Genomic DNA, 19,637 nt, shown 5'->3' on the forward strand with positions numbered 1-19,637 from the left:
ATGATAGATAAAAATAGATTTATGTATTTAAAAAAGTACCTTGAAGAATGTGCAAAGGGAGGAGCATTTCCAGGCGCTTCCTTTGGCATAGTAACTAAAGAAGACTGCATGTTTGATTCTGTAGGCTATTCTCAGCTTATGCCTGAAAGAGAAAGCGCAGGTATTAATACTATTTATGACTTAGCTTCTTTAAGCAAAGTTGTTTCTACAACAACTATTATTTTAATGCTTATAGAACAAGGCAGAATTACTCTTCAAACAAAGGTAAGTGATATTTTAAGCAGTTTTAAACATAAAGATGTTACTATTTTAAATTTACTCACTCACACTTCTGGGCTGCCTTCAGACATACAGGATTATAAAAAATTCTGCAGCACAAGGGAAGATTTAATTAACAGTGTTTATAACACAGAATTAGAATACGAAACTGGCAAAAAAGTTATGTACTCAGATATAGGCTATATTCTTCTGGGATTAATTGCAGAAAAAACTATTGGAAAGCTTGATGAGTTTTTTAAAAATAATATAGCTAAGCCCCTGAACATGGAAAATACTTTTTATAATCCAGTTAAAGAAGTTAGAAGCAAATGTGCAGCAACTGAAATTACAAAAGCAAGGGGCTGTATCAAGGGAATAGTCCATGATGGAAAAGCATATATGCTTAATGGGGTAAGCGGTCATGCTGGCTTATTTTCTACTGTAGGTGATCTTGGAAGGTTCTGTAGAATGATTTTAAATGAGGGAATGCCAGATGGCGTAACCCATGAAAGAATTTTAAGTAAAAATTCAATAATGCTAATGAGCAAGTGCTATACTACGGGACTTAATGAAAGAAGAGGACTAGGATGGCAGCTTAAAGATAATTTAAGTTCAATGGGGGATTTGGCATCAGAATGCAGTATTTACCATACTGGTTTTTCTGGAACTTCAATACTAATTGATTTTAAAAATCAAATGGCTTTTATATTGCTTACAAACAGAATACATCCTACCAGGGAGAATAAGGAATTAATAAAACTAAGAAGAAATATTAATAATATAGCAGAAACTATAGTTTTTTAAAATTTTGAAAATAAGGGGAAGCTTATGGAAAATATTAAAAGACTAATTGATGAAAATAAGGGAGATATAGCAGTAGCTTTTAAAAATTTAAAAACCAATTCTTCCATAATGATAAATGAAGATGTAATATTCCCTTCAGCTAGTACTATAAAATTAGTAATTATAGCTGCTTTAATGAATGAGATTAATAAAGGTACAATGAAACTTGAGCAGACTATAACTCTGTCAGATATTCATAAGTGCGGCGGAGATGGAATACTAAAAGAACTAAAGGAAGGTCACAAATTTACATTATATGAAATTGCAAAACTTATGATTATTATAAGTGACAACACTGCGGCAAATATATTAATAAAGCTGTTAGGTATGGGAAATATTAATCAAATGGCTGAAAAATTAGGCATGGCAAATACAAAACTTAATAGAAAAATGATGGATTCAGAAGCTGTTAAATATGGAAAAGAGAATGTAACAACAGCAAAGGATTTATGTCATTTTTTAGAGCTTTTATATAATGGGAAAGTGATAAATAAAGAATATAGTGAAATCATACTGGGAGTATTACTTAAACAGCAATTAGGCGGAAGATTAAATTTATATCTTCCAGAAGGTGTTATAATTGCTCATAAAACTGGAGACTTAGATAAACTAGAACATGATGCAGGTATAGTATATAATTATCCCAATGATTATATACTTTGTGTATTAACTAAGAATTTATTATCAAACAAAGATGGAAAAGAGATTATAGGCAGAGTTTCGCTGGAAGTTTATAAATATATGAATAAAGACAAATATGAGCAGGCATAAAGTATTATAAATCAACAAATTTTGTCTTTTCTACATTCATTTTGGAGGCAATTAATATGAAAATAACAGACATAAAAATAAAACACATATCTGTTCCTCTCAGGACACCTTTTAAAACTGCCTTAAGAACAGTAAATAGTGTGGAGGATACTATAGTAGAAGTTTATACAGATACTGGCAATATAGGATTTGGTGAGGCGCCGCCTACTGGAGTTATAACTGGAGACACTACTGGAGCTATAATAGGCGCTATAGAAGATCATATAAAAAAAAGTATAATAGGCATGTCTATAGATAACTTTGAAGAATTAATGCTGAAGTTAAATAATTGTATTGTAAAAAATACCAGTGCAAAGGCTGCAGTAGATATAGCCTTATATGATTTGTATGGTCAGCTATATAATGCACCATTATACAAGTTATTAGGCGGCTACAGAAAGGAAATAATTACGGATATAACCATAAGTGTAAATGACCTGGAAGAAATGGCAAAAGACAGCTTAGATGCAATTAAAAGAGGTTACACTACCTTAAAAATAAAAGTAGGAAAAGATTCTGCAAAGGACATGGAAAGAATGAAGGCAATAAGAAAGGCTGTAGGTTATGATGTAAAGCTTAGGATTGATGCTAATCAAGGCTGGAAACCTAAAGAGGCAGTAAGAATATTAGATAAGATGTATAATGAAGGCCTTCAGATTGAATTTGCAGAGCAGCCAGTTGCAGCCCATGATATAGATGGATTAAAATTTGTAACAGATAATGTATCCATACCTGTTTTAGCTGATGAAAGTGTATTTTCACCTATGGATGCCTTAAATATTCTGCAGAAAAGAGCAGCGGATCTAATAAATATAAAGCTTATGAAAACCGGTGGAATATATAATGCACTGAAAATATGCTCTCTAGCAGAGATGTATGGCGTTGAATGCATGATTGGCTGTATGCTGGAAGCAAAGGTCAGTGTAACTGCAGCAGTACATTTAGCCTGTGCTAAAAGCATTATAACTAAAATTGACTTAGATGGTCCTGTTTTATGCAGTGAAGATCCAATAACTGGAGGAGCTGTATTCAATGAATATAAAATAAGCCTTACAGAAGATTCTGGCTTGGGTATTAAGTCTATAACTTATTAGAAGATAACATTAAAATTAAATTAAATTTTTTGTAAGATAAAGCTATCATTTATATTTGATAGCTTTTTTGGATATATTAATAATATTAAAATATACGGGAGCGTGATATTATGCCAAGTCATAAGATGCATGATAAAGCTAATAGATTGGTAAATGAAAAATCTCCATACCTGTTACAACATGCATACAACCCAGTAGATTGGTATCCATGGGGTAATGAAGCTTTTGAAAAAGCTAAAACTGAAGATAAACCCATTTTCCTGAGTATAGGCTATAGTACCTGTCATTGGTGCCATGTGATGGGGAGGGAATCCTTTGAAGATAATGAAGTGGCAGAGCTTTTAAATAAATATTTTGTGGCTATAAAGGTGGACAGAGAGGAAAGACCTGATATAGATCATATATATATGAATGTGTGCCAGGCACTTACAGGCAGCGGAGGATGGCCTCTTACAATTATTATGACTCCGGATAAAAAGCCATTTTTTGCAGGTACATATTTTCCAAAGCACAATAGAATGGGAATGAAAGGTCTGCTATCCATTCTTGACAGCTATGGTAAGGCATGGATTAATAGCAGAGAGTATCTTTTGGATTCAAGCAAAGGAATTTTAAATGCTGTTAACAGTTCAAAACCTGCAGTATATGAAGAATTCAGGACTAACTTGATACAAGAAGCTTTTACACAGTATAAATATGATTTTGACAATATTTATGGAGGATTCGGCGGTGCGCCTAAATTTCCTGCGCCTCATAATTTATATTTTCTTTTAAGGTACTGGTACAGCACCAAAGATGAATCTGCACTTAACATGGTTGAAAAAACATTAAATTCCATGTATCGTGGGGGAATATATGATCATATTGGATTTGGATTCAGCAGATATTCAACGGACAGAAAATGGCTGGCCCCTCATTTTGAAAAGATGCTATATGACAATGCACTTTTAGCCATTGCATATCTGGAGACTTATCAGGCTGCAAAAAAATCAAAATATGCAGATACAGCTAAAGAAATTTTTACTTATATTTTGAGGGATATAACCTCACCGGAAGGGGGCTTTTACTCTGCTGAAGATGCTGATTCAGAAGGTGAGGAGGGTAAATTTTATCTGTGGACAGTAGATGAAATTAAAAGTGCGCTTGGCGTGGAGGATGGAAATAAGTTCTGCCAGTATTTTGATATAACATCTAAAGGAAATTTTGAAGGTAAAAATATTCCTAATTTAATAGAGTCACCTTATTCTGTAATAGACAAGGAATTTATAAACAAAAATAGGGAAAAACTTTTCAAAATCAGAGAAAAAAGAATTCATCCCCATAAGGATGATAAAATATTAACCTCATGGAATGGATTAGTGATTGCTGCCTTGGCTATTGGAGGAAGAGTCTTAAAAAACAAGGAGTATACTGCAGCAGCCGAAAATGCAGCAGCATTTATATTCAATAAGCTTATTCGTGAAGATGGAAGACTGCTTGCCAGATACCGTGACGGAGAATCAGCATTTCCTGCATATGTAGATGATTATGCCTTTTTAATATGGGGATTAATAGAGCTTTATGAGACCACATTTAAACCGGAGTATCTTGAAAAGGCTTTAAATTTAAATAAAGATCTTTTAAAATATTTCTGGGACAGCCAAAATGGAGGATTGTTTGTATATGGCAGTGATAGTGAACAGTTAATATCAAGGCCAAAAGAAATATACGATGGAGCAGCTCCATCAGGAAATTCAGTGTCTGCGTTAAACTTTTTAAGATTAGCAAGATTAACTGGCGATTTTGATTTAGAAGATAAAGCTGATGAATTACTTAAAGCCTTTGCAGGCAGTATTAATGATTATCCAAGAGCTTATTCATTTTCCTTAATATCACTTTTGTTTATACATCAAAAAAGCAGAGAAGTTGTTTTAGTGTGGGAAAACAGCGATGCTGAAACAGAAAAGATCATTGATATAATTAATGAGGAATTCATGCCATTTACAATTTCAATGCTGTATTCCAGTGAAAATAAGAATATTACTGAAATTGCTCCATTCATAGCAGACTATAAATCTGTTAATGGTAAGCCAACTGCTTATGTATGTGAAGATTTTTCTTGTCAAGCACCAGTAACAGATGCTAAAATGTTTAGAAAGTCATTAGGAAGTTAGGGTTAGAATAATAAATATTCACCGGCATAGCCGATGGTTTTGCCTTTACTACTAGCCACATCTAACGTGTGGTTTTCTTAAACAAAAAGTCTCCTCGAAATGAGGAGATTCCCTTACTTTTTATTGGTTATTCGCTGAAAATTAAATCAACATCAATAATCAAATCTGTAAATATTGAACTGGTATATTTATCCCCTTTTTTGAAAGTATTAGTTATTTCATATGAACCATCTATTAATGTGTGCTGTATAATAAATCCATTTTGATCTACCATATTATATTCCTGAACTCCATATTTTTCATAAGAATAGTATTTTGTTCCCTTATCTATTATAGATGTAGATTTTGAAAGTATTTCAAAAATTATTTTTGGTGCAGTTAAAAAGCTTTCTCCTTTTTTTACAGCATTACCGCACATGACAAATATATCTGGTTTATATTTTTTTATATCATTTTCACTTTTAAAGATAACTTCTATTTGTTCAGTATATGATCTGCAATCTTTTCCCCTAAAATATAGTACTAAGTAAGAATTAATATTATTTAATATAATATTATGTTTTTGAGAGGTATTAGAACTTAAATAAATAGCCCCATTATCATATTCTACCTCGTATAATAAGTTTATAGTCAGTTAAATGACTGCTATAAACTTATTTATTTTTATATTTTAGTATAGATAAGAAAGTATCTATGTTTTTCTGTGGGGATTCCCCCAATTCATTATTGCTATCTATTTTACATTCCTATCTATACAACTTACATTAACTATTTATAAAGGAATTTCCTAATGCTAAAATAGTCCTAACGGACTTTAGCGAAGGTTACTGCTGTATTCTCCTGCAAAACATATTGTTATTGCCTAGAAAGCTTGCAGCCTGACCAGAGTATCAAATTCTGCTTACACAAATGTTGCATCTCCATTCGTAGCCACCAGCAAGGTATTTCGCTTGGTTGAATGCTGATTACGCGAGGTTGCAGTCAGTACTCTGGATTAGGATAATTCCTTTTCTAATTTCCTCATTACTTTCGAAAGGTGGTGATTTCATGAAGAAAGTAGATTACTTATCAACTCTATTTGTTGGTATCGATATTGGTGCGAGACAAAATGTTGTCTCTGCAATTAACTTTGAACAGGAATTTTTTATTAAAATGAAACCTGTTCCTAATACACAATCTGGTGCAGAACAACTAGAATCCATGCTCGTCAAGATACTAGAAAATAATATATTTAAGGTTACTATTATTGGTCTTGAGTCTACTTCATTTTATGGCGTGCATATAGCTAATTTTTTATCTGCAAGTGAAAAACTTGTGCCATATAAACCCTACGTCTACTGTTTGAATCCTAAGGAAGTTGCTAACTACAAAGATTCCTTTAATGCTCTTAACAAAAATGATGGCATTGACTCTTTTGTTATTGCTGATTTTGCAAGAGTCGGCAGGATTCATACTGAGCCTTGGCGTGGTTCTCAATACCTTGCCCTACAAAGGCTTACAAGACACAGGCTTCATATAGTTGAATGCTTAACCAGGGAGAAGACATATATGCTATCAAATGTATTTCTCAAGTTTAGCGAATTTGCTTTGTTAGATGGTGAAGAACATCCTTTTTCTAATAAATATGGTGCCACTGCTTCCTCTATCCTGACGGATTTTTTATCTTCTGAAGACATTGCAAATGCTTCCATAGAAGAACTTGTTGAATTCATCAATACAAAGAGTCGAAAGAGAATTTCTGATCCACAGATGACTGCTAAAATTCTTCAACAAGCTGCTCGTAATTCATATCGCCTTGATAAATGTTTGTATGAGCCATTAACGACTTCAATTGCATGCTCTTTTAACTGTATTCAGGCTTTTGAAAAAGAACTGAGTACTATTAATAAAGCCATTGAGAAAGCGGTTATGGGAATGAATCCTGTGGAATATCAAATTCTCATGTCAATCCCTGGTTTTGGCCCTGTTTATTCCAGTGGTATTCTTGCCGAATTAGGCAGTGTGCATGCATTCCCTAATAATGATGCTATTGCTAAATATGCTGGCATCGTATGGAAAGAAAATCAATCTGGTGATTTCAAGGCTGAAAATACGCCAATGAACAAAGCAGGTAACCGTTATTTACGTTATTATCTGATAGAAGCCGCTGGTAGTGTCATAAGACACGTTCCTGAATATCAAGCTTTCTACCAGAAGAAATTTGCTGAAGTGACTACACATCAGCATAAACGAGCACTCGCGCTAACTTCTCGTAAATTAATCCGTTTGATTTTTGGATTGCTGGCTAAAAATCAACTCTACTCTTCAAATAGAGTAGATTAATTATATAAGACACACGAACATACATTCTGATTTGACTGTATGTTTATTAGGGTTACCCTTTTTTTGAAGAATCATTTCATTTTCTTTTTATTTTGTTCTGTCAAGCATTTTTGAAAATGTCCCAAAATATTTAAAACATTAGCACCAGTTTTCTGGTGCTTTTTAGTTAGGTTTTACTTCTAAAATAAATAATGAGGCTTTCCTGGATTTTGGGTATGCTTAATAAGCCTTCTGAGTTTTATACTTAAAAGGAGGAATAGTAATATTATGGCATTTACTTTTATGCTATATTTTCCTGCCTATGTTTCTGCTTTTTAAGATAACGTTCAAAAGAAGCTTGTTTCCAAGGATGACTCATTGGAGGAATATAACGTTTTTTTGGTTGCCCCGCAGGAGCTGCAAGGTCAAAGCTTTTTGATGTAAGTTCATGTTCTGGTAATAGATCTAGAGCATATACCTTTTCATCAACACAAAAGAACATTCCACCATCAAAGGCTTGAATTACCATACCTGAAGTACCTTTTCGGTAATGTACAGCATATCCATTACAATCCATAGGGAGGTAATAACTTTTCTTGAATTTGATGCAGCTTCCGTTATCAACCTTCCTACTGGTTAATACGGCAAGTGTTAAATTTATTTTTTCAATATCTAGTTGTTTTTCAAAGACAGATTTGATATTATCAACTGGTAAAGCAAACTGGGCATTGAATTCTTTTATGTATGAGTTTAAGAATTCATTTGCTTGCTCAATTGTGCTGATACAAGCTAGCCTCATTTCTAAAGGGAGGCGTGATTGTAACGTCTGAAACATTCTTTCTACGCGCCCTTTAGCTTGGGCAACACTGCTTGTCTTAATTCCTATGCCTAACTGTTTACAGGCATAGCTAAACTGAGTGAAAGTATCCTCTTCAACTGAAGGGGACTTTTTCTTTTTGTATTCAAATACAGTACGTCTATCTGTAAATAACATATAAGGGATACCGTGTTCCGTGAGTACCTGGTGTAACACATGGTAATACCCGTTTAGGGTCTCTTGTGAGTCAAAATAAGCTCCCATAATAGCACCTGTAGCATCATCTACAGCAATGTGTAATTGGGTTTTATTCTTACCGAACCAAAGATGCTGTGAAGCATCCATCTGGAGCATCTCACCTATGTAAGCACATCTAGGGCGCCTCGGGTGTGCATCTTCAGCTGCAATAATTGCATTCTGAATGTTAGAAACCTCTTTTGGAGATTTGGCTACATTCTTCAATTCCTCTAATTGAGCTTTAACCTTTTTCCTTGTAGCACGCTTAGCCTTAGGAGACAGGATGAATTCCTGCATAAGGATTGAACGGATGGTGCTAATGGATACTTTGATATGCTCATGCTTCTCTAATAACTCAGAATAGTGGGTGAGATTAGCATCAGAGTATTTGGTACGATAAAGGTCAATAATTAATTGTCTTGTCTCATCATCAAGTGTATGGACTGGTTTTCTCCCATGATTACCATGAATAAAATAAGCCTTTCCCTGTTCCTGATATCCTTTGATCATTCTATTAATATGTCTAATAGAGCAGCTTAGATAAAGGGATGCCCTCTTCTTGTTTCCATTTGTTTCGACCAATTTCTTTATAGTTGTATATTTATCATTTTCTTTCATAGTTAAATTTACCTTTCTCATTATGTCCACCTCAATTCTCTTGAGGTATCATTATACTATATTTTTTGCATTTGGGACATAATCATATGTGGTATATTAAGACATTATCATAAATCAATCATACATTTCATTTTCTTTTTATTTTGTTCTTGACATATTACCAAATTGCTTTCCGTTAAAATTAGCCTGAATATCTTCAAACTCATCTTCTGTATAAAACACATCTCTTATAGAATTTTTCATTTCCTACATCTACCTCCATAAAACTATTTTACAAGTTCACGTCTATATTATACATTAAATAAATATTAAGTGAAATAGCGGCTTTTCATTCCTTTCTTTTACTTTGTACTAAATTATTTTTTGATTACAACAAGGGCGTCCATTTAAAAGTACAGCTATGAAAGGTAAAAAAATTCGCACAAATTAATCTGATTTCATGCCAATCTGCAATAAGTGTAGTAAAATAATATAAAAACTTATTCGCAGTGAGGTAAAAATGGGAAGAGAACAGGATCGTATAAATCGGAGAATAGAAAAAAATCCAGCGGCAGAATGTAATAAAATCCAAAAGAAGTATTTTCCTGAGTTGTTTCAGAAGTTTGCAGGGACGCTGGATCCTAGGCATCAAAGCTATATTGATTATTCCAATAAAGTAATGCTTGGAACTGTGTATTACAAAGGAATAGCTGGGCTTGTAAGCATGCAATCTATGACATATGAGTTTAATGATGACAAGGTGGTAAAAAACATTATGAACTTTCTTGGAGAAAGTGATAGGTCATATCTCCCACACGGAGTAACCGTAAATGAATATCTGGAGAAGTTGGCTACGTCTCAATTGCAGGAAATCCAGCAGTCCATGGTGTATAGTCTGATACGAAGAAAGACATTTGATGATGCCAGGTATCAGAAGAAATGGCTTTTGATTGTTGATGGGTCACAGTTATATTCCGGAAGTCGCCAGATCAATGAGCAATGCCTTGAAAGACATCACAATAAAGGAACAGTGGATGAAAAAGTCAGTTATCACAGCGATGTTCTAGAAGCAAAAATCGTTTTGGGAGAAAAACTGATTGTAAGTATAGCAAGTGAGTTTGTGGAGAATAATGGAGAAGACGCTCTGCGTCAAAAAAGTATGAGTGAGGAAGAGCGTAAACAGGACTGTGAAACTAAGGCGTTTCAAAGACTTGCAGCTAAGCTGAAAAAAAGATTTCCGCGCCTTCCAATAATATTGTTGGCGGATAGCCTGTATGCATCAGAAAAAGTTATGGAGATATGCAGAAAAAATCACTGGGATTTTATTATCAGGTATAAAACCGGGAGTATCCCAAGTATTGCCGCAGAATATGAAGCAATACCAGAGAAGGGAACATCAGGTCATGCGGAATATGTGAATGAAATAGATTACAAAGAAAAACCCGTAAATATGCTTAGATACTGGGAGGAAAAAGTAATAAAAGGGAAAAATGTATGGACAGAATTCCAGTGGCTGACCAGTCTTAGGATTACAGACAAAAATGCGGAAAATTTAGCGGCTGCGGGAAGAAAACGCTGGAAAATAGAAAATGAAGGCTTCAATCGTCAGAAAAACTGGCAGGGAAATATCACACATGTATGCAGCTGGAATGTCCAAGCGATGAAGAATCATTACCTGATGCTGCAGATATCTGATACAATCAAGCAACTGTATGAATGGTATTATTTGAAAGCCAATGATATAAAAAAGAAACAAAAAAATATATCCTCTGACCTGCTAGCAAGCTTTGGACAGCAACTAACAAGGGAAGATATATTTCAAGTTGATATGCATAGCATATCAACCGCCTAAAATGATTATATCAAAGGAAGTGATGTCTGCCAAGAGTAAATTTAACTTGAACAAAAAATTTATCCACAAGAAAAACAAATTGGTGTAGTGCCGGATATTTTTGTGGATAAGTATAAATCCAGAAAAAAGAATTGTGGATAACATGGCGTTTAAAGAAAATAAGTTGAATTTAGCAGACAGAAACAATTTCACCTTTCAAGGCTGTTAAAAGTAATAAGATGATGACATTCGTGGGACTTTCTGGGATAATAGAATATATGCATTTAAAAATATAAGATCCGGAGGATGAAAGTGAAAAGTATAATTAATTTTTTCAAAGGAATTGCTATCAGTGTTTCTACATTGGTTCCAGGTGTCAGCGGGGGAACTATGGCTATAATTTTGGGGGTTTATGATGATTTAATACATTCCATAGGGTCTTTTTTTGAAGACTGGAAGAAACATGGCCTTTTGCTTTTAGAATTAGGACTTGGTGCATTAGCAGGGATTGTGTTATTTGCTCCACTCATTGAAAGAACAATTAATAATTATCCAATTGAAACAGGCTTTTTCTTTATAGGTGTTGTTTTAGGCGGTGTACCTGTTTTATACAAAAGAGCTGCTTCAAAAGGAAAGAATGTTTATGATTATTTATACCTTATAATAGGAATTGTAATAGCCTTGGCAATGTCGGGAAAACCAGAAGCTGCCAGTGCCATGGCTGCAGCAGGAGGAAGCAAAAGCATTATTTTTCTTATACTGGCAGGTATTATTATTTCTATTGCCTTAATACTTCCCGGAATAAGCGGATCATTTATGCTTTTAATTTTAGGACTTTATGATGTAACATTAAATGCTATTAATACATTAAATATACCTTTTTTAATCCCTTTAGGTATAGGGTGTGCAATAGGTACCATTGCCACTACAAAAACTATAGAAAGATTGTTAAATAAACATCCTGGTAAAACATATATGTTAATATTAGGTTTTGTATTGGGCTCAATACTTCCAATATATCCTGGGCTTCCAGAGGGAATTAGTTTGGTATATGCATTGTTTTCTTTATGCTTTGGTTTCCTTCTAATATTCAATATGGGTAAGAAATTTAATAATTAAAATAAAAAAATCTATATAAAAAAGTTTATATAGATTTTTTTATTTTAATATTTACACAAGCAAAAAAATTTGATATTATTTTAGTAGTACATAATGTACTACTAAGGAGGGGCTATGAAAAATATAATAGATTTACTGCAAATGCTGAATTTTTCGAAAACTGAAGCAGCCGTGTATATTACATTACTTAAGAATTCCAAGCTCACAGGTTATCAAATAGCAAAGGAGCTGAATACTTCACGTTCATCTGTTTATTCCGCTTTAGACAACCTATATAAAAAAGGTTATGTTTTCCTTCTTAAGGGAGAATCTCAGATTTATCAGCCTGAAAGTCCAAAGGTACTTATGAAAAAATTAAAAAAAGAATATATAAGCTCTATAGATATGCTTGAATCCCAGTTATCCAGTATAGAGGTTAGTGATAAAGAGGAGAGATACATAAATATTGAGGGCTATGAAAACATTATTGAAAAAGCAAAGGAAATCCTTTTGACTGCAACAAAGGAAGTGTATATAAATACAGATTTTGATCTTCAGGATTTTGCAGATGAATTTAAAGCTTTAGGGAAAAAAGGAGTAAGGATAATAATATTTTCTTTTTCAAAGCTTAATAGTGAGGGACTTCCTGTGGAATTGTATGAACATTGTGATGCAGACTGTTATTTGAAGCACACCAGGATTATGCTAGTTGCGGATTGTGAAAAAAGCCTTATTGCTGATTGTGGTAAAAGCGGGAACAATTACATAGGCACTTTTACTGAGAATTCTTTAATGGCTTCTATTGCTGCTGAACATATTCACAATGATATTTATTTATTAAGACTTAAAAAAAAGTATGGCAGAAATTTAATTGATAAGGACATTCTTATTAACTCAATGCTGGAAAAACGTAAATAAAGGGGTTCAAAATGAATAATATTCCCATAATAAATAGAAACTATTTAAAGTTAATGCTGGCTATAGCAGTTCCAGTAGCCATTCAAAGCCTTATACAGTCATCCTTAAGCATGATAGATCAATTCATGATTGGCCGGCTGGGAGCTGGAGCTATAGCATCAGTAGGCCTTGGGGCAAGAATACCCCAGATATTTATTGTGACTATAACTGGAGTTACTTCTGGCGCTGCAATTTTTACAGCTCAATTTTGGGGAAAAAATGATAAAAGAAACATTGGACAGACCTTAGGTGCATCATTTGCTTTTGGCCTTCCTATAATAGCAGTATTTAGTATAATATCAATATTACTGTCAGCAAATATGCTTTCTTTATTTACCAAGGACACCGAAGTCATAAAATATGGAGCAGAATATATGAAGATTACAGCCTATGGATATATTCCATTAATGATAGTGTCAGTTTTTGCTGCAGTATTAAGAAGTACCGGTAATGTAATGCTGCCTATGTATACAGGACTGCTTTCAGTAATACTTAACACAACACTTAATTATTTACTCATATTCGGCAATCTGGGAATGCCTCAGCTAGGGGTTAAGGGCACAGCAATAGCAACTACTGTTTCAAGATATGCGGAGTGCATAATTCTTATTTCAGCTGTTTATTTTAAACATTTGCCTTGTGCTGTAAATATCAAAGAAATGATTAATATGCACATTGACTTTATTAAAAAGTTTTCTATAATAACACTGCCTATAATATGTAATGAATTTTTATGGTCTTTTGGACAGACAGTTTACTCTGCAATATATGGTCACATGGGAACAAATCAAATTGCAGCTATGACCATTACTTTCCCTGTACAGGGGCTTACTATTGGACTATTTACAGGAGTAAGCAGTGCTGCAGGAATAATCATTGGAAACAGGCTTGGGTCAAATAAATTTAATGAAGCTGTGGATTATTCCAGAGGTTTTATATCAATAGGTGCTATTGGCTCAGTTGTTGTTGGCATGGTTATAATTCTTTTATCTAAATTATATGTATCAATTTATAATGTTTCCTATGATGTGCAGATGTACTCAGAAAGGCTTCTTATAATTTTTGGTATACTATTTGCAGTTAAGGTATGTAACATGATTTGCGGATCAGGAATTTTAACTGCTGGAGGAAAAACTAAATTTGCTTTTATGCTTGATTTAATAGGTACCTGGTGTATTGGAGTGCCGCTAGGATTATTTAGTGCCTTTGTGCTGAATCTGTCAATAGAATGGGTATATCTTTTAATATCTACTGAGGAAATTGTAAAACTGCTCATTGGCTTAAGAATAGTTTATTCTAAGAAATGGGTTACTAATATAGCTGAAACAGCTGTAAATTAATAAATAGGAGAAGTTGATAATATGAATAAAACATGGTGGAAAGAATGTGTGGTTTATCAAATATATCCAAGGAGTTTTAAGGATTCCAATGGAGACGGAATTGGAGATATAAATGGAATTATTGAAAAGCTGGATTATGTAAAAGATCTGGGGGCGGATATGATTTGGTTAAATCCAGTTTATAAATCTCCAAATGATGATAATGGATATGATATAAGTGATTATGAAGATATAATGGACGAATTTGGGACTATGGAGGATTTTGATAATCTGCTTTTACAGTGTCATAACAGAGGAATAAAGGTTATGATGGATCTGGTTGTTAATCATACTTCTGATGAGCATAAATGGTTTATTGAAAGCAGAAAATCCAGGAATAATCCATACAGTGATTATTATATCTGGAGACAGGGTAAACACAATGAGGAGCCAAATAACTGGGCATCTTTCTTTGGAGGCTCGGCCTGGGAATATGAAGAAAACAGGGATGAATATTATCTCCACATTTTTAGTAAAAAGCAGCCCGATTTGAACTGGGATAATCCTAAGGTAAGAGAATCTGTTTATAATGTAATAAAATTCTGGCTTGATAAAGGAATAGACGGCTTTAGAATGGATGCAATAAACATTATAGGAAAACATGATGATATGCCTGATGGTACTATAATAGAAGGCTATAAATATGCAGATGGAACTAAATATTTTATGAATCAGCCAAAGGTTCATGAATTTCTTCATGAAATGAATAAAAATGTTATTTCTAAATATGATGCTGTAACTGTTGGAGAAACTTCAAATGTGGACACAAAGGAAGCACTTAATTACATAGCAGACAGCAGAGAAGAAATGAATATGATATTTCAGTTTCAGCATATTGCATTAAGAGATGCGCCTTATGATAAGTGGGAGGATAAACCAGTAGATGTAATTAAATTGAAAGAAATATTAACAAAATGGCAGACAGATCTGCAGGGAAAAGGCTGGAACAGTCTATATTGGAATAATCATGACAAGCCAAGGGCTGTGTCTAATTTTGGAAATGACAGAGAATACAGAATTGAATCTGCAAAAATGCTGGCTACGTGTATGTATTTAATGCAGGGAACTCCATTTATTTATCAAGGTGAAGAAATAGGCATGACTAATGCTAACTTTAATCAGCTTTCAGATTATAAGGATATACATACATTGAACTGCTATAATGAACTTGTTAATAAAGGAATGACTCATGAACATTTAATTAATGTTATGAAACATTTGAGCAGGGATAACTCAAGAACTCCAATGCAGTGGAATAAAAGTGTAAATGCTGGTTTCAGTGAAGCTGAGCCATGGATTAAGGTAAATCCAAATTATATTAACATTAATGTGGAAGCAGAAAAAGCAAATCCAAATTCAGTATTGAATTATTATAAAAAACTTTTAACACTTCGTAAAGAAAACGAGGCTGCCATATATGGAGATTATAAGCTTATATTAGAAAAGGATAAACAGATTTTTTCATATATGAGAACTCTAAATAATGAAATTATGCTTATAATATGTAATTTCACATATAGAACTCCATTTTTCAGGCTTCCAAAGGATATAAAGTATTCTGGAAAAGAGCTTGCTTTATGCAATTATGAAAACAGGGGAAATGACAATTTAGAAGGCTTTAAGCTTAGACCATATGAATGCAGAGTATATAAACTTAATTAATAAATTCATGTTGAATATATTAACATCTAAATATATAATGGTATAAACATAAAAAATAAAGGAGGATGTATATGAAAAAGATAACTATAATTGGAAGCGATTTATGCCCTGATTGTTTGGCTACTAAAGAATATTTTTCTAAAAATAATATAGACTATGATTTTGTTGAGATTACGGAAAGTCTTCAGAACTTGAAAGCTTTTATAACATTAAGGGACAAAAGGGCAGAATTTGATAGTATAAAAAAAGAAGGAAAGATAGGAATACCTGTTATAATTACTGAGGATAGTGATAATCTTATTTTTGATGTAAAACCAGATTTAAGTAAGTTTAAGTAAACATATTTTATACAGCAAAGGACAAAGATATATTTGTAAATAGCAAAGGGGATAGATAAATGACTCTGGAATTAAAATTACAAAATTTAAAAAAGTCTCTTCTAGATATGGGAAGTGTGGCAGTTGCGTATTCAGGCGGAGTGGACAGCACCTTTTTATTAAAAGTTGCAAAAGATACGCTTGGAGATAAAGCAATTGCAGTTACTGCAAAGTCTTCAACTTATCCTGAAAGGGAATTTAAAGAAGCAAAAGATTATGCCAGCAGAATTGGTGCTGAGCATATAGTTATTATATCTGAGGAACTAGAAATAGAAGGGTTTGCAAAAAACCCTGTAAACAGATGCTATTTTTGTAAAAGAGAACTATTTACAAAGATTAGAGATGTAGCAGATAAAAAAAATATCAACGCTGTACTGGATGGCTCCAATTGTGATGATACAGGTGACTTCAGACCTGGAATGAAAGCTGCTGAAGAATTAAATGTCATAAGTCCTCTTAAGGATGCAGGTATGACAAAAAGCGATATTAGAGAATTGTCTAAAAAAATGAATATACCAACCTGGAACAAACCTTCATTTGCATGTCTTTCATCTCGATTTCCCTATGGAAATGAGATTACAGAGCCAAAACTAAAAATGGTGGAAAAGGCTGAGCAGTTTTTACTGGATATGGGATTTACACAGGTTAGAGTAAGACATCATGGAGAAATTGCAAGAATTGAAGTTAACTCAGATGAGAGAAATAAATTTTTTAATCTTAATGTAATGGACAAAGTAGCTGCGGAACTAAAAAAAATAGGATTTAAATATGTTACTTTGGATTTGCTTGGATATAGAACAGGAAGCATGAATGAAGTCTTGACTCAAAACGAAAAAAATATTTAAAGAAATTAAGCTGTAGTAATATAAATATGTTATATTACTACAGTTTCTTTATTTTAAGGCATTTATATAGGATTTCATTTCTGATAGTGACATAGCACCTGTTTTTTTAGCAGAAACAGTGCCATCTTTATTTATAAAATAAGAAGTTGGAATGCCTCTGATATTGTATTTACCTGCAGTACCCTGGCTAATATCTAATAATACATTAAAATTATAATTATTTGATTTTAAAAATGATTGTACAGTATCTCTGTCTTCTCCAATATTTACTGCAAGTATAACTAAGTCACTGTTTTTAGTTTCATCATATAATTTTTCAATGTCCGGCATTTCACCTTTGCATGGAGGACACCAGGTTGCCCAGAAATTAAGGAACACTTTCTTTCCTTTAAAATCACTTAATGAAACATTTTTGCCGCTTACGTCCTGAAGCCTAAAATCATTTGCTTGTTCTTTATTAACATCAGTTCCGGAAGAATCATTACTTTTTACTGAAGCCGTATTACTATTTTTACTGTTTTCAATTTGTGCTTTATCTTTTGAATTATTATAATTATTAACTTCAAAAACTGCACCAAATATGATGACAGCTATTACAGATAAAATAATATATTTTTTCATATGTTTAATCTCCTCGTATAATAAGTTTATAGTCAGTTAAATGACTGCTATAAACTTATTTATTTTTATATTTTAGTATAGATAAGAAAGTATCTATGTTTTTCTGTGGGGATTCCCCCAATTCATTATTGCTATCTATTTTACATTCCTATCTATACAACTTACATTAACTATTTATAAAGGAATTTCCTAATGCTAAAATAGTCCTAACGGACTTTAGCGAAGGTTACTGCTGTATTCTCCTGCAAAACATATTGTTATTGCCTAGAAAGCTTGCAGCCTGACCAGAGTATCAAATTCTGCTTACACAAATGTTGCATCTCCATTCGTAGCCACCAGCAAGGTATTTCGCTTGGTTGAATGCTGATTACGCGAGGTTGCAGTCAGTACTCTGGATTAGGATAATTCCTTTTCTAATTTCCTCATTACTTTCGAAAGGTGGTGATTTCATGAAGAAAGTAGATTACTTATCAACTCTATTTGTTGGTATCGATATTGGTGCGAGACAAAATGTTGTCTCTGCAATTAACTTTGAACAGGAATTTTTTATTAAAATGAAACCTGTTCCTAATACACAATCTGGTGCAGAACAACTAGAATCCATGCTCGTCAAGATACTAGAAAATAATATATTTAAGGTTACTATTATTGGTCTTGAGTCTACTTCATTTTATGGCGTGCATATAGCTAATTTTTTATCTGCAAGTGAAAAACTTGTGCCATATAAACCCTACGTCTACTGTTTGAATCCTAAGGAAGTTGCTAACTACAAAGATTCCTTTAATGCTCTTAACAAAAATGATGGCATTGACTCTTTTGTTATTGCTGATTTTGCAAGAGTCGGCAGGATTCATACTGAGCCTTGGCGTGGTTCTCAATACCTTGCCCTACAAAGGCTTACAAGACACAGGCTTCATATAGTTGAATGCTTAACCAGGGAGAAGACATATATGCTATCAAATGTATTTCTCAAGTTTAGCGAATTTGCTTTGTTAGATGGTGAAGAACATCCTTTTTCTAATAAATATGGTGCCACTGCTTCCTCTATCCTGACGGATTTTTTATCTTCTGAAGACATTGCAAATGCTTCCATAGAAGAACTTGTTGAATTCATCAATACAAAGAGTCGAAAGAGAATTTCTGATCCACAGATGACTGCTAAAATTCTTCAACAAGCTGCTCGTAATTCATATCGCCTTGATAAATGTTTGTATGAGCCATTAACGACTTCAATTGCATGCTCTTTTAACTGTATTCAGGCTTTTGAAAAAGAACTGAGTACTATTAATAAAGCCATTGAGAAAGCGGTTATGGGAATGAATCCTGTGGAATATCAAATTCTCATGTCAATCCCTGGTTTTGGCCCTGTTTATTCCAGTGGTATTCTTGCCGAATTAGGCAGTGTGCATGCATTCCCTAATAATGATGCTATTGCTAAATATGCTGGCATCGTATGGAAAGAAAATCAATCTGGTGATTTCAAGGCTGAAAATACGCCAATGAACAAAGCAGGTAACCGTTATTTACGTTATTATCTGATAGAAGCCGCTGGTAGTGTCATAAGACACGTTCCTGAATATCAAGCTTTCTACCAGAAGAAATTTGCTGAAGTGACTACACATCAGCATAAACGAGCACTCGCGCTAACTTCTCGTAAATTAATCCGTTTGATTTTTGGATTGCTGGCTAAAAATCAACTCTACTCTTCAAATAGAGTAGATTAATTATATAAGACACACGAACATACATTCTGATTT

16 protein-coding genes are annotated in these 19,637 nt (G+C 33.4%); 13 read left to right on the forward strand and 3 right to left on the reverse strand.

Translation table 11 applies throughout. The features are described 5' to 3' along the window. From EQM05_RS04420 to EQM05_RS04435, 4 genes are all read left to right on the forward strand, one after another. On the forward strand, window positions 1–1,062 hold the full coding sequence (locus tag EQM05_RS04420; protein WP_205694165.1) for a serine hydrolase: 1,062 nt from the start codon (window positions 1–3) through the stop codon (window positions 1,060–1,062). A 24-nt stretch (window positions 1,063–1,086) separates the two neighbouring features. Continuing rightward, window positions 1,087–1,872: a serine hydrolase gene (locus EQM05_RS04425; RefSeq protein WP_128748922.1), complete on the forward strand. Its 786-nt coding sequence runs from the start codon at window positions 1,087–1,089 to the stop codon at window positions 1,870–1,872. Between the two features lie 56 nt (window positions 1,873–1,928). Beyond that, window positions 1,929–3,005, forward strand: coding sequence for a dipeptide epimerase (locus EQM05_RS04430; protein WP_128748923.1), 1,077 nt, complete (start codon window positions 1,929–1,931; stop codon window positions 3,003–3,005). A 110-nt stretch (window positions 3,006–3,115) separates the two neighbouring features. Beyond that, window positions 3,116–5,158 carry a thioredoxin domain-containing protein gene (locus EQM05_RS04435; protein WP_128748924.1) on the forward strand — a complete coding sequence of 681 codons (2,043 nt, stop codon included), beginning with the start codon at window positions 3,116–3,118 and terminating at the stop codon, window positions 5,156–5,158. 127 nt (window positions 5,159–5,285) lie between these two features. On the opposite strand, the gene EQM05_RS04440 is transcribed toward EQM05_RS04435, so the two are convergent. Further along, window positions 5,286–5,792 carry a Uma2 family endonuclease gene (locus EQM05_RS04440; RefSeq protein WP_128748925.1) on the reverse strand — a complete coding sequence of 169 codons (507 nt, stop codon included), beginning with the start codon at window positions 5,790–5,792 and terminating at the stop codon, window positions 5,286–5,288. A 413-nt stretch (window positions 5,793–6,205) separates the two neighbouring features. On the opposite strand from EQM05_RS04440, the gene EQM05_RS04445 reads away from it, so the two are divergent. Then, window positions 6,206–7,480, forward strand: a complete 1,275-nt coding sequence (locus tag EQM05_RS04445) for an IS110 family transposase (protein ID WP_128748367.1) — start codon at window positions 6,206–6,208, stop codon at window positions 7,478–7,480. A 280-nt stretch (window positions 7,481–7,760) separates the two neighbouring features. On the opposite strand, the gene EQM05_RS04450 is transcribed toward EQM05_RS04445, so the two are convergent. Beyond that, the gene (locus EQM05_RS04450; RefSeq protein ID WP_243108031.1) at window positions 7,761–9,152 is read right to left on the reverse strand and encodes an ISNCY family transposase; all 1,392 of its coding nucleotides are present in this window, start codon (window positions 9,150–9,152) and stop codon (window positions 7,761–7,763) included. A gap of 478 nt (window positions 9,153–9,630) precedes the next feature. Here EQM05_RS04450 and EQM05_RS04455 point away from each other — a divergent pair, with 478 nt between their 5' ends. The 7 genes from EQM05_RS04455 (at window position 9,631) to larE (ending at window position 17,259) form a co-directional block, all read left to right on the forward strand. Beyond that, window positions 9,631–10,962 carry a transposase gene (locus tag EQM05_RS04455; protein WP_128747874.1) on the forward strand — a complete coding sequence of 444 codons (1,332 nt, stop codon included), beginning with the start codon at window positions 9,631–9,633 and terminating at the stop codon, window positions 10,960–10,962. 291 nt (window positions 10,963–11,253) lie between these two features. Then, entirely contained in the window at window positions 11,254–12,060 is an 807-nt protein-coding gene (locus EQM05_RS04460; RefSeq protein WP_128748926.1) for a DUF368 domain-containing protein, read from the forward strand. 114 nt (window positions 12,061–12,174) lie between these two features. Beyond that, window positions 12,175–12,957 (forward strand): TrmB family transcriptional regulator, encoded by a 783-nt coding sequence (locus EQM05_RS04465; protein ID WP_128748927.1) that lies wholly within the window; start codon window positions 12,175–12,177, stop codon window positions 12,955–12,957. Window positions 12,958–12,968: 11 nt separating this feature from the next. Then, window positions 12,969–14,336, forward strand: coding sequence for an MATE family efflux transporter (locus EQM05_RS04470; RefSeq protein WP_128748928.1), 1,368 nt, complete (start codon window positions 12,969–12,971; stop codon window positions 14,334–14,336). Window positions 14,337–14,357: 21 nt separating this feature from the next. Next, window positions 14,358–16,037: an alpha-glucosidase gene (locus EQM05_RS04475; RefSeq protein WP_128748929.1), complete on the forward strand. Its 1,680-nt coding sequence runs from the start codon at window positions 14,358–14,360 to the stop codon at window positions 16,035–16,037. Between the two features lie 71 nt (window positions 16,038–16,108). Next, window positions 16,109–16,375: a glutaredoxin domain-containing protein gene (locus EQM05_RS04480; RefSeq protein ID WP_128748930.1), complete on the forward strand. Its 267-nt coding sequence runs from the start codon at window positions 16,109–16,111 to the stop codon at window positions 16,373–16,375. A 59-nt stretch (window positions 16,376–16,434) separates the two neighbouring features. After that, complete coding sequence (gene larE / locus EQM05_RS04485) at window positions 16,435–17,259, forward strand: ATP-dependent sacrificial sulfur transferase LarE (RefSeq protein WP_128748931.1); 825 nt, start codon at window positions 16,435–16,437, stop codon at window positions 17,257–17,259. A 48-nt stretch (window positions 17,260–17,307) separates the two neighbouring features. Here the strand turns inward: larE and EQM05_RS04490 are convergent, their stop codons facing one another. Further along, entirely contained in the window at window positions 17,308–17,880 is a 573-nt protein-coding gene (locus tag EQM05_RS04490) for a TlpA disulfide reductase family protein (protein ID WP_128748932.1), read from the reverse strand. A gap of 449 nt (window positions 17,881–18,329) precedes the next feature. Between EQM05_RS04490 and EQM05_RS04495 the strand changes: the two genes are divergently transcribed. Then, on the forward strand, window positions 18,330–19,604 hold the full coding sequence (locus tag EQM05_RS04495; RefSeq protein WP_128748367.1) for an IS110 family transposase: 1,275 nt from the start codon (window positions 18,330–18,332) through the stop codon (window positions 19,602–19,604). Window positions 19,605–19,637 lie beyond the last annotated feature (33 nt).

The organism is Clostridium sp. JN-9, from assembly GCF_004103695.1.
Lineage (GTDB): Bacteria > Bacillota > Clostridia > Clostridiales > Clostridiaceae > JN-9.